The organism is Leptolyngbya sp. ST-U4, assembly GCF_039962215.1.
In the GTDB taxonomy this organism is placed as follows: domain Bacteria; phylum Cyanobacteriota; class Cyanobacteriia; order Elainellales; family Elainellaceae; genus Leptolyngbya_A.
In genome coordinates, this window is record NZ_JAMPKZ010000005.1 from 1 (window position 1) to 15,187 (window position 15,187).

General features: G+C 52.6%; 12 protein-coding genes. 7 read left to right on the forward strand and 5 right to left on the reverse strand.

The features are described from left to right. The 4 genes from NDA02_RS10500 to NDA02_RS10515 form a co-directional block, all read left to right on the forward strand. On the forward strand, positions 1-196 hold a 196-nt coding region (locus NDA02_RS10500; RefSeq protein WP_206755021.1), incomplete at its 5' end, for a hypothetical protein. A gap of 344 nt (positions 197-540) precedes the next feature. Beyond that, positions 541-1,038 carry a hypothetical protein gene (locus NDA02_RS10505; RefSeq protein WP_348254929.1) on the forward strand — a complete coding sequence of 166 codons (498 nt, stop codon included), beginning with the start codon at positions 541-543 and terminating at the stop codon, positions 1,036-1,038. Between the two features lie 90 nt (positions 1,039-1,128). Then, the gene (mnmH, locus tag NDA02_RS10510) at positions 1,129-2,265 is read left to right on the forward strand and encodes a tRNA 2-selenouridine(34) synthase MnmH (protein ID WP_242067114.1); all 1,137 of its coding nucleotides are present in this window, start codon (positions 1,129-1,131) and stop codon (positions 2,263-2,265) included. 36 nt (positions 2,266-2,301) lie between these two features. Then, positions 2,302-3,342 carry an RsmB/NOP family class I SAM-dependent RNA methyltransferase gene (locus NDA02_RS10515; RefSeq protein WP_190789910.1) on the forward strand — a complete coding sequence of 347 codons (1,041 nt, stop codon included), beginning with the start codon at positions 2,302-2,304 and terminating at the stop codon, positions 3,340-3,342. A 506-nt stretch (positions 3,343-3,848) separates the two neighbouring features. On the opposite strand, the gene rlmN is transcribed toward NDA02_RS10515, so the two are convergent. The 4 genes from rlmN to NDA02_RS10535 all read right to left on the reverse strand — a co-directional run bounded on the left by rlmN (position 3,849) and on the right by NDA02_RS10535 (position 7,388). Next, on the reverse strand, positions 3,849-4,895 hold the full coding sequence (gene rlmN / locus NDA02_RS10520; protein ID WP_242067115.1) for a 23S rRNA (adenine(2503)-C(2))-methyltransferase RlmN: 1,047 nt from the start codon (positions 4,893-4,895) through the stop codon (positions 3,849-3,851). A gap of 382 nt (positions 4,896-5,277) precedes the next feature. Then, entirely contained in the window at positions 5,278-6,228 is a 951-nt protein-coding gene (locus NDA02_RS10525; RefSeq protein WP_190789603.1) for an alpha/beta hydrolase, read from the reverse strand. Between the two features lie 82 nt (positions 6,229-6,310). Further along, entirely contained in the window at positions 6,311-6,775 is a 465-nt protein-coding gene (locus NDA02_RS10530; RefSeq protein WP_190789604.1) for a tRNA (cytidine(34)-2'-O)-methyltransferase, read from the reverse strand. A gap of 259 nt (positions 6,776-7,034) precedes the next feature. Further along, positions 7,035-7,388, reverse strand: coding sequence for a DUF1830 domain-containing protein (locus tag NDA02_RS10535; protein WP_190789605.1), 354 nt, complete (start codon positions 7,386-7,388; stop codon positions 7,035-7,037). 277 nt (positions 7,389-7,665) lie between these two features. Between NDA02_RS10535 and NDA02_RS10540 the strand changes: the two genes are divergently transcribed. Next, positions 7,666-9,249, forward strand: coding sequence for a photosystem II high light acclimation radical SAM protein (locus tag NDA02_RS10540; RefSeq protein WP_190790814.1), 1,584 nt, complete (start codon positions 7,666-7,668; stop codon positions 9,247-9,249). A 288-nt stretch (positions 9,250-9,537) separates the two neighbouring features. Here NDA02_RS10540 and NDA02_RS10545 read toward each other — a convergent pair whose 3' ends face one another. Continuing rightward, positions 9,538-10,281 (reverse strand): WecB/TagA/CpsF family glycosyltransferase, encoded by a 744-nt coding sequence (locus NDA02_RS10545; RefSeq protein ID WP_190790813.1) that lies wholly within the window; start codon positions 10,279-10,281, stop codon positions 9,538-9,540. A 416-nt stretch (positions 10,282-10,697) separates the two neighbouring features. On the opposite strand from NDA02_RS10545, the gene NDA02_RS10550 reads away from it, so the two are divergent. Continuing rightward, positions 10,698-13,988 carry a glycoside hydrolase family 15 protein gene (locus tag NDA02_RS10550; RefSeq protein ID WP_348254931.1) on the forward strand — a complete coding sequence of 1,097 codons (3,291 nt, stop codon included), beginning with the start codon at positions 10,698-10,700 and terminating at the stop codon, positions 13,986-13,988. A gap of 119 nt (positions 13,989-14,107) precedes the next feature. Continuing rightward, complete coding sequence (gene obgE, locus NDA02_RS10555) at positions 14,108-15,175, forward strand: GTPase ObgE (protein ID WP_190794526.1); 1,068 nt, start codon at positions 14,108-14,110, stop codon at positions 15,173-15,175. Positions 15,176-15,187 lie beyond the last annotated feature (12 nt).

Genomic DNA, 15,187 nt, shown 5'->3' on the forward strand with positions numbered 1-15,187 from the left:
CGATTCAAGCCAGTTAAAGCGCGCAGCAAGCGGTCTTGTGTCAGCACCCGTTCAATATCCAGCATTTGCTTATCCCATTTCTGCCTTCTATTCTTGCTTATTTCCCGACAAGTCTATTGACACGGTGCTGATCATGCACTGGCAATATGCTGACGATCGCCGTCCGCTTTTCAGCGAGTGTCTAAACGAAAAGTAATCGGACGCTTTAGCAATCCCTATCGTTCTGCCAAAATTCTGCCGATGGAAAAGGGATGGTTTCCGCCTATAATGTAGCCTAAGTTGCACTTATATATCGTTTTATTCACGATCGGCATCATCCCTTTAAACTAGTTGACTTGAAGCTAGTTGATTGAGCTTCAGCAAACTGATTTAGCGCAGGTTGGAGTGTAGGCAATGGGCACAAGTTCAGCGGGGGGTTCGACCGGGGGAAGAAGCCGCAGAAGCAGAGCAAAGGCAACGGCGGTGGTAAATCCGTCAGATAATGCACCAAGTAACGCACCAAGTAACCCATCAGATAAAGCACTGGTACAGGAGGAAACGATGGCAGAGAAGAGCGCGGGCAACGGCGAAGTGACTGAGTCAAAAGCAGGCAAGCTGGATCTGGCGAAGAAACCGGAAACCAATGGTGGGGATTCAAAGCTGGCAGTGCGAACCGAGGACTCTAAGGGAGATCTGCAAGGGTTTACGGGCTACCTGGGCGATCGTCCGATTATACATGGTGCGATCGAGGTTGTAGAAGAGTTCACTGCTGCAGGGGTTCGCCCGATCGCTGCAAGCCACATGGATGTTTTTAGCACGATTCTGAACGGTCGTCCGATCATGGCAAGCCATCTGCAAGTGATGGAATATGCTCTTCCAGGCAATCGTCCTATTTTCGCTAGCGATATGGTGGTATGTGATGACCTGACGCTGCCCGGCGGTCGCCCGGTCATGGCAAGTAACCCGGATCTGCTGGCTGCAACCCTTCTGCCTGGTGGTCGTCCGATCGCTTCAAATGAAATCGACGATAGCGAAACCCTGATGGGCTTTATCGACTAACGGCAGCTAAGCCTCAAGGCATTTCATTTTCTCACTTATCCTGTCGATGGCTCAGTAGTCTTGCAGATATGGCAGCTACTGAGTTTTTTATTGCCCCATTTTCGACCGCTGAGTCAAACTCGCTACACTGGAAAATGCACGCTTCGAGTTCTGGTTTGGCTTTTGATGCAAGGCTTAAACGCGATCGATTTTTTAGCACACCCTGGGGTAATGCTGGATGTTCGGAGTCCAGCCGAGTACAGACAGGGTCATATTCCTGGGGCAATTAGCTTTCCTCTGTTTACCGACCAGGAACGGGCGCAGGTTGGGACTTGCTATAAGCATGAGGGACGTGACGCTGCCGTTGAGCTAGGCTTTCAGTTGGTTGGACCGAAATCCGCTCAGTTTCTTGCGACTGCCAAACAGCTTGCCCCTGATCGCCGAGTGCGAGTTCACTGCTGGCGGGGTGGAATGCGAAGTGGATCGGTTGCCTGGGTGCTCAAAATGGGGGGTTTTGAGGTTGCGACCCTGCATGGCGGCTACAAAGCATTTCGCAATTGGGCGTTAAAAACGTTTGAGCAGCCTAAACCGATCGTGATTCTGGGCGGCATGACTGGAACTGGAAAAACCGACATTTTGCTGGCTCTGAAAAATCAAGGCGCTCAGGTGCTTGATCTAGAGGCGATCGCCAGTCATCGCGGCAGCAGCTATGGCTCGCTGGGGCTACCTCCTCAACCGACAAACGAGCAGTTTGAAAACGAGGCTGCCGTGCAGTGGGCAAAGTTTCAGGCCGATTCCCCAATCTGGATCGAGGCAGAAAGCAAGCGAATTGGAACCTGCTGCATTCCGGAGCCTTTGTTTCAGCAGATGGATCAGGCTGAGGTATTGGAAGTTGTTCGTCCTCGATCGGAGCGATTGGCATTGCTAGCGAATGTGTATGGCTCAGCCGATCGCGAAGCAGTCGTAACTGCAACAGAGCGCATCCGCAAACGGTTGGGTGGGCTGCGAACTCAGCAGGCAGTAGATTTTATTCGTCAGGGACAAATCAGTGAAGGCGTGAGCATTGTCCTGGAATACTACGACAAGACCTACACCTACGATCTGCAGCGGCGAGATGTGGTGATTCATCCGACTGACGTTGCAGGGCTGTCCGCCGAAGAAAGTGCTGCAAAGCTGTTGGTCGCGGTTCAGCAACTGCAAGCGAAATCAGAGCCAATGCTTAGTGCAAAAGTGAAAGCTAATGTTTAGCGCGAAAGCGATCGAAAGGTGAAGTCGAAAAGTGAAATGGAAGCTTCTAAGTTACTGATTAAATTTAGCCAGAAACTCTGGACGGATGCCGAACAACAGCAGCAGTTTATCCATGCGCTGACTCAGCCGCGATCGTTTTCGCCCTGTATTCTCTGGACAAAGCCTCGTCCTGAGCCATTTCCCTTTGCCGTCGAACCTGCTCTTCTCTGGCAGGCAGCCTTTGTCGATCGATTGACGCTTGGAGAAAGACCAGGACAGCATTCGCTGCATAAAGCGGGCTATTTTTACTGTCTGGATTTTTCTTCAGTGTTTGCGGCCACACCGCTGCTGGCGATACGAAGCAGTTCCCAGGGGGGGGTAATTAATGCTCCTGTTCGCCTCGTGGTCGATATGTGTGCTTCTCCCGGCGGAAAAAGTATTTTTGCTTGGGCTGCTCTGCAACCGGATTATCTGCTGTCCAATGAAGTGATCGGCAAGCGAATTGGTGCCCTGCTGTCGAACCTGAAGCGGTGTCAGATTGAACCTGCTGTTGTGTCAAATTTAGACCCTGAAGTGCTGGCAGAGGCAATTCCGCAAACGGCAGAGGTGGTGCTCGTGGATGCGCCCTGTACTGGACAATCGTTGCTAGCAAAAGGCGGCAAGGCTCCGGGCTGCTTTCATCCGGTCAGCATCAACAAAAATGCAAATCGACAAAAGCGAATTATTGCCAATTCAGCGCGGGTGGTTGCTCCCGGCGGATATTTGCTTTATATGACCTGCGCCTATTCTCCAGAAGAAAATGAACAGGTTTGTGAATGGTTTTTAGAAAAGTTTTCGCAGTTTCAACCAATCGCCGTTGATGCCCTGTCAGCTTATCGATCGCATCTGGCGCAGTTTCCCTGCTATCGAATGTTTCCTCAGTTGGGGCTGGGTGCAGGCGCCTTCAGTGCCCTGTTTCAAAATACGGCTGGCTTTACGATTAACGGGGAGGCTATTGATAGGGAGTCTGCTGACAATAACGCGATCGAGGAAGCTGCCGCACAGCGGCTCAAGGAATTTCTACAGCGTCCGAGATTGATTTCTACATCGCGCTCTTAAACCGCTGCATTATCTTCCTTTGAGATATCCTGCATGGTTCAGTGAGTCCATGAGCAACAGTACAAGCAAAGTTTACGCCGGGCGTGCTGTTGTCAGCAAGTTTTCTACCTCCTGGTCGAGATTTGTTTTTCTCTTATGTTTATTCTCAAGATTTTGCTTATTCTCAAGATTTCTTCATCGATCGATTTCAGGATCAATTCAGGATCCAATAAAGTTTGGTTCTTGCAAAACGATTTGCGATCGTTGAGCCTTTCCTTCAAACTTATTATTCACACGTTTAACCTTGAAAAGATTGAACGATCGTTCCTGAATAGGTCAATTTTGTTTGTGAGTTGCTTTTAAAAATAAATTCGTTAGCTAGATATTCTTTGTTTCCATCATGCCTGACTAGACTTCAATTCCTTATAAATTTTTGCTCTACTTGTTTTCTGCGGTTGCTGATGGATCAGTAGGTGAATCAGTAGCCGCACAAGCGCTTTGGGTAGTGGCGATCGTTGCCCTGGTTTCTACAGCGTTGCCTTGGAAGCACGAAGTTGACCGCAGGCGGCATCGGTATCTAAGCCTCTGGAATAGCGAATGCTGACGGCGATGTGTTTGTCCTGCAAGGCTTTAACAAATGCCTGAATGCGCTGTTCGCTGGGACGCTGGTAGTCTGCTTCGCTAATCGGGTTATAGGGAATCAGGTTCACATGGCTCTGGAAGCCACGCAGATGGTGGGCCAGCTCGATCGCCTGCTGCTGACCGTCATTCAGTCCTGCCAGTAGAATATATTCAAACGAGACGCGCCGCCCCGTGAGGCTGACATATTCGCGGCATTCGTCCAGTAATGCCTGAAGCGGGTAAGCACGGGCACTGGGGATGAGTCTTTCTCGCGTTGCTTGATTAGAAGCATGGAGGCTTACTGCCAGCGTTACCTGAAGCTGATGTTCGGCAAAGCGACGAATGCGTCCGGGAATGCCAACGGTGGAAACGGTTATGTTGCGCTGCCCGATGCCTACGTCTTGATTAAGCGATCGAATGGCAGCCAGCACGTTGTTCATGTTCAGCAGCGGTTCGCCCATGCCCATAAACACAATATGGCTGACGCGCTGCCCTAGGTCTTCCTGCACAGTCAACACCTGATCGATAATTTCGTGTGTTTCTAAGTTGCGAAGCAGTCCGCCTTTTCCGGTCGCGCAAAAGTCACACGCCATCGGACAGCCCACCTGAGAAGAGACACACACGGTCAGCCGCTCACTGGCGCCGCGTCGCACTGCCGAATTTCCAGGTAAGTCCGTGTATTTGTACGTGGGCATTCCCACCGTTTCGATGATGTGCCCGTCTGCTAGCCGCAGCAAATATTTCACCGTGCCGTCTGCCGCTTCCGATCGATAGTGAACCGTTGACCGCCCGATCGCCCCATCCACAACTGTCGCTCGCCACTGCTTGGGAAACACCGAGATGTCCGCAAGCGATCGTGCCCCTTGCTGATAAATCCACTGATAAAGCTGCTTGCCACGATAGGCGGGCTGACCCTGCTGCTGAACCCATTCTGTGAGTTCCGCCTGAGTCATTCCTAATAAAGGGCGAGTTGAGGTCGGGTGATTATCATCCCTTTGGGGAACAGCGAGGCTATCGATTGCAGCTTCCCCTGTGCGCTTGGTTACAGCTTTCCCTTGGGGAGAATCGATCGAATCAGCATCAAGCGGCGTTACAGCAGACATAGGAATTCGCACAGGAGGTCACTCTTTCCATGATACGAGATTCCCTGAGACTCGACTTTTTGCCCGAATTTCTCCTGGAGGATGTTTGAGGAGTCTTAGAGTCCTGCGTTGCCCCTCAATTCCCCAATTCTGGGGGATTTTGAACTCCTTGAAGGCAACTAGGTTTCTCATCGTACCGACCGACCGCCAGAATAGGGGGGTGCGGGGGCAGTTCGGGTCACAATCAGAACTTTCACCCTCCTAGCCTGGTTGCTCCACAGTTCTCTGAAGGCGTAATCGCATACGCCCCTTTAATATCCTCCAGAGCTTCGCGGAGATCCTGAGCGTGAAACCAGCCGACATATCCGGCGTAGAGGCATTCTCCCTCAGGGGAAGTGAGGAAGGCATAATCCATGCCAAACCAGTTTCGCCAGGTGCGAATCGTACCGCCGTTTGCCAGCGTCATGGCGATCGCTGCCTGATCGAAGTCGCCGCAGTGTCCATCGGTCATACCCGGAGTTGCGCGCAGTCGCCGGATGATGTCGTTATCCAGAATGGTTTCGCCGATCGTCGTATCTACCCAGAAGTCGCGAATCGTGGCTGCCACGTCTAGATGGTTTCGCAGCGCAGAATGGGAGACGCCCGGTAGGCAAACATATTGAGCATTGGCAAACCGCATACAGGCGATCGGCACTGTTCCGTCTGTTCCCTGCCCCACATCTCCGGCAATGATCAGGGTGGGAATCTTTTGGGCGATCGACTCTGCCAAATGCACCCGCGACACGCCCAGATCGGCTGCAATCCCAATTCCCAACTGCCAGGGGTCGATCAGCCGACTCAGATCCGAACCCCCAACCGGAGAACCAATCAGTACCAGCGAGTGAACCCGCGACCACCATTCTGGGTGACGATGCAGCACCTCCAGCCAGATCAACCCGCCCATTGAGTGACCGACGATCCGGATCGGAGTCTGGGGATAGGGCGTAAGGTGAGCGGCGGCGATCGTTTCGACTGCATCAATCAGCGGGTCAATTTTAAGCCAGGTTTGAATAAACCCTAGATCAGGCGCAACGACCGGCGTAATATCGGTCACTAGCCGCTTCGCCAGACTCAGTACAGCCTGATTATCGTCTGCCCACCCATGCTGCACAAACAGCAAAAACTCAGGTTCGACCGCCCCCGGATCGATCGTAGAACCGCCCATTCACTCCTCCTTTGCTCAAATGTTGCTACAGATTTTGGCATTGTTAAGCAAAGGTTGGGATCTATCGCTGTGCCACATCGCCCTATTCCGCTAGATCGCCCAATTGCCGACGCGCCTCAAATAAGCCGATCGCTACACTCACCGAAAGATTGAGACTGCGAACTTTGGGATGTGCCATCGGAATTCTCACCACTGTATGGCAGGCTTCCAGCACATGAGGCGGTAGTCCTGTTGTTTCGCAGCCAAACAGGAGCCAATCACTCGGCTCATACTGAAACTCAAGGTGGCTACAGCGTCCTGAGGTGCTAAAGCCAATCCAGCGTCCGGGGTGCTGCTGGGTTTCGGCAACAAAGTCTTCTAGCGAGGCGTGGTAGTGCAGATCCACATAGTCCCAGTAGTCGAGTCCGGCTCGTTTCAAATATCGATCGCTGATTTCAAAGCCCAACGGTCCAACCAGATGAAGCGGGGTTTTGGTTGCAGCACAGGTACGAGCGATGTTGCCCGTGTTAGGCGGAATTTGAGGATGAACCAGAACAACCTGCGGCATAGAATCGATCGTTTCACAGTTTCGAGTTTTCTGTCCTCTAGTTATAGGCGATTTGGGCGCGTTGCGGTTGGACACTGTGCCCAGGTAATAAAAACTCCTCCAGGTGATTGACCCGAAGGAGAAGATAAAGTTGAGCAGCCCTAACAAGAACTTGCAGATACCTGGATTTCAAAGATTTCTAAATCAATTTGTATTAACCATCCTGTGTATCAACCATCCTGTAACGATCGACGGTTTAGAAAAAAGCAGGTGTCGATACTTAGTCTGCCGTTGCCGCCGTTGCCAGGGGAGCTTGCTCACTCGGATGCGATCCAGACTCCTCAGGATTGAGGCTCATGCCCAAATCTTCCTCTAGCGCAGCTTCGATCCTCAATTGATTGCAGGAGATGATATCCGCCAAGATTGCACTTGCCATCGCGCCAGAGTGAATTTCGAGCTGTGCCTGTGGCAATGCCTCAAACACGAGCCGCTGTCCGGGAAAAATGACGCGCTCAAAATACCAGTTTGGAATATTGGTAATTCTGCCAATCTGAATTCTGCTCGTGGCATTTACGTAGCAGCAGACGATCGGATCGGATGCACCTGGAGGAAGGGGATCAAAAATTTGCGCCATAGGATTGAGCTGCGTTGGAGCGAGGTTTTCTAGTATTTAGACCCTAACACTGTCTGATCCCCGCTAGCTGTAAACCCGACTACCATCCCCCTATCTCTGCCTTGGGAAAGAGCGATCCGTTTTGTTAATCCGCTCTTTCTGAACATTTAATATTTACCTTCTTCCTGACTCAGGTTGGTCGGTTAGTAGCAGTCTAGGGGAAATCCATGCAGCCCAAGAAAGTCAGTGGTATCGTGAAGTTATATAAACCTCCCGTTCAGATTTCTACTGCCCGCACATGAACGATCGCATTCTCTACGTGCGCCTGCCCTGCAACCCCATCTTCCCGATCGGAGTTGTTTATCTGGCAGATCATGTTCACAAGCTATTTCCAGACGTTTCTCAGCGCATTTTCGATCTGGGAACAATTCCGCCGCTAGATTTTGGAGCTGCGCTCGATCGCTGCATTGACGAGTTCAAGCCAACGCTGCTGGTATTCTCCTGGCGCGATATTCAGATTTACGCTCCGGTCGGCGGACGAGGCGGTAACCCGCTGCAAAACGCGTTTGAGTTCTACTACGCCCGCAATCCATTCACCAAACTGAGAGGGGCGATTGGTGGACTGCGGATGGTGTCATCCTACCTGACTGAGCTGTGGCGCAACCAGAATCTGATTCAGCGAGGGCTGAAGCGCGCCCGTCAGTATTGCCCGGAAGCACGATCGGTCGTTGGGGGCGGTGCGGTCAGCGTATTTTATGAGCAGTTGGGCAAAGTGCTGCCGAAAGGGACGATCATCTCGGTTGGGGAGGGAGAAGCTCTGCTCGAAAAGCTGCTGCATGGACAGGATATTGCAGACGAACGCTGCTACATTGTGGGTGAAACCCAGCCTCGCGATCGCCTCATTCACGAACAGCCTGCCCCCCTAGAGAAAACTGCCTGCAACTACGACTACATTGCGGAAATCTGGTCGGATTTTGACTACTATCTGCAAGAAGGCGACTTTTATATTGGGGTGCAGACCAAGCGCGGCTGTCCCCACAACTGCTGCTACTGCGTTTACACCGTGGTCGAAGGTAAGCAGGTGCGAATCAATCCGGCAGACGAAGTCGTGAAGGAAATGCGCCAGCTCTACGATCGCGGCGTTCGCAATTTCTGGTTTACCGATGCTCAGTTTATTCCGGCACGGCGGTTTATGAATGATGCGATCGAGCTCCTGCAAAAAATCCTCGACGCAGGCATGACGGATATTCACTGGGCGGCGTACATTCGGGCAGACAACCTAACCCCGGAACTCTGCGACCTGATGGTGAAAACCGGGATGAATTATTTTGAGATCGGCATCACGAGCGGTTCCCAAGAGCTGGTTCGCAAAATGCGGATGGGCTATAACCTGCGGACGGTGCTGCAAAACTGCCGCGATCTCAAAGCTGCCGGATTTAATGACCTGGTCTCGATTAACTATTCGTTTAATGTCATTGATGAGACGTTTGACACCATTCGTCAGACGATCGCTTATCACCGGGAGATGGAGCGCATCTTTGGTGCAGATAAGGTGGAGCCTGCTATCTTCTTCATCGGACTCCAGCCCCACACGCACCTGGAAGAGTATGCCTTCAAGAACAATATTTTGAAGCGAGGCTACAATCCGCTTGCCATCTACTTCCCCTGGGTTGCTAAAAAGCTGCTTTGGAATCCAGAACCGCTCGGCTCTTTCTTTGGCGAGGTCTGCCTCCAGGCATGGCAACAAAACCCAAACGACTTTGGCCGGGAAGTAATGAATATTCTGGAACAGCGTTTGGGCGCGGCTCCATTAGAGGAAGCTCTCACTGCCCCGATCGACTCTAAAGAACCGAAGGAACCCAAGGAACTGACTGCGGTTTAAGCTTGTGTTAAACAATCTCCAATCACACTCTCGACTCAGCTGCAAATCTCCTATGTCCCCTAAATAGGCCAACTTTGGGGGACTTCCGAACCGCTCAAAAAGCTTGGGAGCGAGATTCAAGAATCGTGAATTGGATGAAGGCATTAGGGGCGAACTTCCCTTGCTCCGAATCTCAAAGTTCCCCAGGACTGGGGATTTAGGGGGCTACGAAGCCTCAGACCCAAACCAGAGGCAATTCCAGGTTCAAGGTAAGACGACAGCCCCGAATTGAAAAGCGACTTGTTCCAATTACCGTTGCGGATCGAGCAGGGCACGCAGGGCAAATTTTGGCAGAGCCAGCATCCGTCGCCATCGCCAGGGTTCCTGATATAGCCGATAGACCCACTCCAAATGGTTATTTGCCAGCCATCTTGGAGCGCGGGTCTTTTTGCCAGACCAGATATCAAAACTGCCACCGACGCCGATCCAGATCGAATCAGGGCAAAGATAGCGATGCTCAGCGATCCAGAGTTCCTGCCGGGGGACGCCCAAGCCCACAAGAATCAGGCGCGGCTGAAGCTGTTGGAGGGTTTCGTTGAGCTGCGATCGTTCTTCTGCCGATAAATATCCGTGCTGAACGCCGACGACCTTAAGTTCGGGAATGCGCTGTTGAAGGCGATCGGCTGCGGCTTGGGCCACTCCGGGCGCACCGCCGTAAAAGAAAACTGTGCCTTCTGACCCTAGCAGCGGCATTTGATTGATCAATTTTTCTGCTAGCTCGATGCCAGGACATCGCTGCACTTTCATACCCCGTAGCCGCAGATAAAGGACGACTCCAGAGCCATCGGGAATCACAAGTTCTGCTTTGCGGATCACCGCTGCCAGGTCGGGCGTTTTCTCTGCCTGCATTGCCATTTCTGCATTCAGCGTCACGACATGAACGCCGCAATGATGTTTTGCATGGGACAGTAGCCAGCCCGGATAGTCGGAAACCAAGTGGATTGGTAACCCTAACACGGTCGATCGTCTGGGAGCTTGGAGCAGGTCAGGCATGGGGAAGACGACAGAATTTAATGCCTTCCAATTATAGGGGGCTTTGTTTCCGTGAAGATTCTGAGAAATTACTCAGATTTCGTATCGGCTTTGCTATCCTCTCGGCAGAATTAAGGTTAAGGATTGAATGAGGCGATAGCCAGCACGGTTTCACTCTGGCATCTGCACAGAGTATGATCATTAAGAATTTATTAACTGCATCAGTACTTCTCCTCATGAGTAGAGAAACACTGCAAGCACTTTTTTGAGGGCAACTCAGCAAAGTAAGGAGAATTTATCTTTCCCCCTTGCCTGGCTCTTGTTCCGTAATGCGTGTGATTGAAGAATGCCTGTGATTGAAGCTACCTGCTTTGGTTATCTCCGCTGCTGTCTTCTACGCCCTTCAGAATTGTTCTCCCGGAAACCTGTGAGGATCTATGGCTGCTCATCTGACTACCTCTGCTCATCTGACTGATGATCTTGCGCTCCAAAGTCGCCTGGATGCCTATTATCAAGAGATTTGCGCCGTTATTCTCGATCGCCAGCATCCGGTGACTGGACTTTTGCCTGCTAGCACTGCCATTACTGCTCATGGCAACTATACCGATGCCTGGGTGCGCGACAACGTTTACAGCATTCTGGCGGTCTGGGGGCTGGGACTGGCATACCGCAAGGTGAATGACGATCGTGGCAGGGCGTATGAGCTAGAATACAGCGTCGTGAAACTGATGCGCGGCTTGCTGTTTGCCATGATGCGGCAGGCGCACAAAGTCGAAAAATTCAAAGTATCGCAGGGGTTGCTTGACGCGCTGCACGCCAAATACGACACCCAGACTGCAGATGTGGTGGTGGTGGATGACGGCTGGGGACATCTTCAGTTGGATGCCACGTCGCTCTATTTGCTGATGCTGGCGCAAATGACGGTTTCCGGGCTGCAAATTGTCTTCACGATTGATGAAGTAAATTTCATTCAAAATCTGGTGTATTACATCGGTCGCACCTACCGTACCCCGGACTATGGCATCTGGGAACGCGGCAACAAAATGAACCACGGCAAGCCCGAACTCAACGCCAGCTCAATCGGCATGGCAAAGGCAGCCCTGGAAGCCATTAATGGACTCGATCTGTTTGGTGTGCGTGGCAGTCAGGCTTCGGTGATTCACGTCTTGCCGGATGAGATCGCCAGGGCACGAATTACGCTGGACTCACTGCTGCCCAGAGAATCGGCTTCCAAGGAAGTGGATGGGGCACTGCTGAGCGTGATCGGCTTTCCAGCATTTGCGATCGAAGACAGAACTCTGGTCGATCGCACCCGCGACAACGTGATTTCTAAGCTGCAAGGCAACTATGGCTGTAAACGGTTCCTGCGCGATGGACACCAAACTGTTATTGAAGATGTGACTCGGCTGCACTACGAGCCGAAAGAGCTGAAGCAGTTTGAGCATATAGAGTGCGAGTGGCCCCTCTTTTTCACCTATCTCCTGCTGGACGCGCTGTTTCGCGACGATCGGGAACAGGCGGAACGCTATGACCAGAAACTTCAGCCGCTGCTGATCGAGCAAAACGGTTTTAAGCTGTTGCCAGAGCTTTATTACGTGCCTGCGGACAAAATCGAAGCAGAGCGATCGACTCCCCACAGTCAAACTCGTTTGCCGAATGAAAACGTGCCGCTGGTCTGGGCACAAAGCCTCTATTTGCTGGGGCAGATGATTCGGGAAGGGCTGCTTGCGATCGGCGATATTGACCCCCTCGGACGGCATCGGCAGTCGGGCAAGCGTCAGAAACCCCTGGTGCAAATTGCGCTGCTGACCGAAGACGAAACGCTTCAGGCAGAGCTAGCCACCTATGGGATCGCCACCCAAACTCCAGCACAAGTTGCCCCCATTCAAGTCAGACGGGCAGAGGAACTGTCTCGTGTCTATTCCCAGATCGGACGCAATGACAAGCTGAAGCTCACGGGTCGCCCGGTTCGGCGGCTTCGCAGCATGACGACTTCGCGGATTTTCAAGGTTCGAGGGGAAACGATCGTCTTCCTGCCTGCCTTCCTCGATCCGCAGCAGTTTTACTTAACGCTGGACTATCACTTTCTGGTGGCGCAGATCAAAGGCGAACTGGCTTACATTCAGCGACACTGGCACCAGCTCGGTAGACCGACGATGACACTGCTGCTGACCCACGCCATGTTCCAGACCGAGGGAGCGCAGGGATCGCCCGACGGGGTTGCTGAATCTTCTCCCCTACTCAAGCTGCTGCGGGAATTACAGGAAGGAAGCTGCAACGGCGTTCCGGTCAAGCTCAGCGACTTAAAACAAATGATGCTGACCGCAGGCATGGAGCGGGTTGATTTTCTGCACGACTTTGAGTTTGCTGAGGCATCAGTGCAAAATGCAGCTCCGGCACAGTATTACCTAACGTTCTATCCCGATCGCAATGCGCCCCTGAGCAATACGCAGGAATTTTTGCTGGCTTATGAAACCAATATTCCACGATTGCTTGATTTGCTGCAGCAGTCGGTGAACCTGTATGAGCAGATTGATTTGCTGGAAAATCTCAGCAATTTGTGTGATCTCACCTTTGACACAGGATTGGGGGGTTCGGGTCAGCCTGTGACGATCGCGATGCTGTTGGATGAGGTTTACAGCAAAGCCAGTCAGATTCAGCTCTGGGCAGTCATTCGGCGCGTTGCCGGGCTGCTGCACAAAGTTGATGTCAGCCTCTCGGATGCGGTCACCGATATCCTGGTACGGGGCAAGCAAATCTCGGTGGGCAAGGCCTATACCGAAGCTTCGCTAATCACCAGTCCCCTCCCTGCGACGGACATCATGGACAAGATTCAGCACTTTTGCAGCAGCGACGTGCGCGAGCGTCCGCTCACCCAGGAAATCCTAATCTACCTCAGTGTGCTGATCAAGACCGATCCCCAGCTTTTTAAAGGATTACTGACACTGCGGGTGAGCTATCTGATTCTGCTGATTACCACCGAACTGGCACGCGAGCAGCAAATCACGCAAGACGAAGCATACGAGCGGCTGATGCGCCTCAGTCCGTTTGAGATTAAGCTGCGTCTGATGCAGGTTCTCGCAGGCTACAACACGCTGAACCAGTCGCTATTTCAGCAAGAATCGCTGCACGTTCGCCAAACCCAGGAAATCGAATGGGTCATTTCCGCTGAGGCAAATGTAGAAGCTCCGGCACAGTCGATCGACTGGTGGAAGCAGCGGCAGCGAGACGGGGCCCTGAATCGCGTTCCCACTGGGTTTTATCCCAGCGTGTGGCAGGTGATGCGGCACTGCAAAGGCGTAGTGATTGGCGACAAGCTCGATCGCCGCAATCGGCTCGATAGTGAAGTGCTGCTGGCAGAAATGACTCCAGGCGAGAAAAACTTTGCGCTGCGGGTCGAGCATCTGCTGAACAACATTCAGGCTTCCGAATATCGTCAGGTCAACATCGAGGCACTGATGGAGCTAGCTGCCATCGCCGATCGCAATCCAGACCTCCAGATCGAGGAATACATTGTGCTGGATGTGCTGATCGGTCACGCCGTCCGACTCGCCTGGCTGGATCATCACCCTGATGCTGCGGATACCTACGATCAGCAAAAAGGAGTTGCTTGGCGATCGTTCTATGAAACCTCGCCCTATGTTTGCGCGAAATATATTGCGAAAGCACTGCGCTTCCTGACCGAACTGGGACAAGCCCCGATGCCTCGCGCTCCGATCTCAGCCTGAGAGAATCGAATTTTGCCAAATCCTCCCCGACTGAAAATCGATCGCCTACGATCTAAAGAAGGAGCGCGGCATTCGATCGCATCATTCCATTGTCATCACTATTGCCAGCAAATCAGATCATGCAGTTTATCGATCAGGCAGAAATTGAAGTTCAGTCAGGCTCAGGCGGAGATGGCATGGTTGCCTTCCGGCGCGAAAAATATGTGCCTGCGGGCGGTCCTGCGGGCGGCAATGGCGGTGCAGGTGGATCGGTTTATCTGAAAGCAGTTGAGCATCTGCAAACCCTGCTGGACTTTCAGTACGCCCGCATTTTTAAGGCAAAAAACGGTCAGCGCGGCGGTCCCAAAAACATGACCGGAGCTTCAGCAGACGATCTTTACATTGAAGTGCCTTGCGGCACAGTTGTTTACGACATCGAAACCGATGAGATTGTTGGAGATCTGGTCACGCCCGGACAAACCCTGCTCGTCGCGCAAGGCGGCAAAGGCGGGCTCGGCAACCGTCACTTTCTCAGCAACCGCAACCGCGCCCCCGAAAATGCTCTGCCCGGACTTCCCGGAGAAGAACGCGCCATTCGGCTGGAGCTGAAACTGCTGGCAGAAGTAGGAATTATTGGCTTACCCAATGCAGGCAAATCGACCCTGATTTCTGCCCTGTCTGCTGCCCGTCCCAAAATCGCCGATTATCCGTTTACCACCCTGATCCCTAACCTCGGCGTGGTGCGAAAGCCCACCGGAGACGGAACTGTTTTTGCCGACATTCCCGGACTGATCGAAGGGGCACACCAGGGAGCCGGACTGGGACACGACTTTCTGCGCCACATTGAACGAACCCGGCTGCTGCTGCACCTGATCGATGTGACTTCTGAAGACCCGATCGCTGCCTACGAAACGATCCAAGCTGAGCTTGAGGCATACGATCGCGGGTTACCCGATCGTCCCCAGATTCTTGCCGTTAACAAAATCGACGCTCTGCCGCCCGATAGCACGCTACCCAACGACCTCGCAGCCGAATTACACGATCGAAGCGGCTGTCCGGTCTTCATCATTTCTGCCGTTTCGGGAAGCGGACTGGATGAGCTGCTGCCAACAGTGTGGCAAATGCTTGACGAAATCAAAGCTTCTGAACCGAGTCAAACCGAGGACGAGGCGGGAATCGAAACCGAATTTGTCTGTCAGGAGCTTTAAACCTGGGCTCGC

What these genes read in the sequence shown, in the direction of transcription:
- NDA02_RS10505 (WP_348254929.1), top strand. Translation starts at nt 541, where the DNA reads ATGGCAGAGAAGAGCGCGGGCAACGGCGAAGTGACTGAGTCAAAAGCA.
- NDA02_RS10515 (WP_190789910.1), top strand. Translation starts at nt 2,302, where the DNA reads ATGGAAGCTTCTAAGTTACTGATTAAATTTAGCCAGAAACTCTGGACG.
- rlmN (WP_242067115.1), bottom strand. Translation starts at nt 4,895, where the DNA reads ATGACTCAGGCGGAACTCACAGAATGGGTTCAGCAGCAGGGTCAGCCC.
- NDA02_RS10525 (WP_190789603.1), bottom strand. Translation starts at nt 6,228, where the DNA reads ATGGGCGGTTCTACGATCGATCCGGGGGCGGTCGAACCTGAGTTTTTG.
- NDA02_RS10530 (WP_190789604.1), bottom strand. Translation starts at nt 6,775, where the DNA reads ATGCCGCAGGTTGTTCTGGTTCATCCTCAAATTCCGCCTAACACGGGC.
- NDA02_RS10535 (WP_190789605.1), bottom strand. Translation starts at nt 7,388, where the DNA reads ATGGCGCAAATTTTTGATCCCCTTCCTCCAGGTGCATCCGATCCGATC.
- NDA02_RS10540 (WP_190790814.1), top strand. Translation starts at nt 7,666, where the DNA reads ATGAACGATCGCATTCTCTACGTGCGCCTGCCCTGCAACCCCATCTTC.
- NDA02_RS10545 (WP_190790813.1), bottom strand. Translation starts at nt 10,281, where the DNA reads ATGCCTGACCTGCTCCAAGCTCCCAGACGATCGACCGTGTTAGGGTTA.
- NDA02_RS10550 (WP_348254931.1), top strand. Translation starts at nt 10,698, where the DNA reads ATGGCTGCTCATCTGACTACCTCTGCTCATCTGACTGATGATCTTGCG.
- obgE (WP_190794526.1), top strand. Translation starts at nt 14,108, where the DNA reads ATGCAGTTTATCGATCAGGCAGAAATTGAAGTTCAGTCAGGCTCAGGC.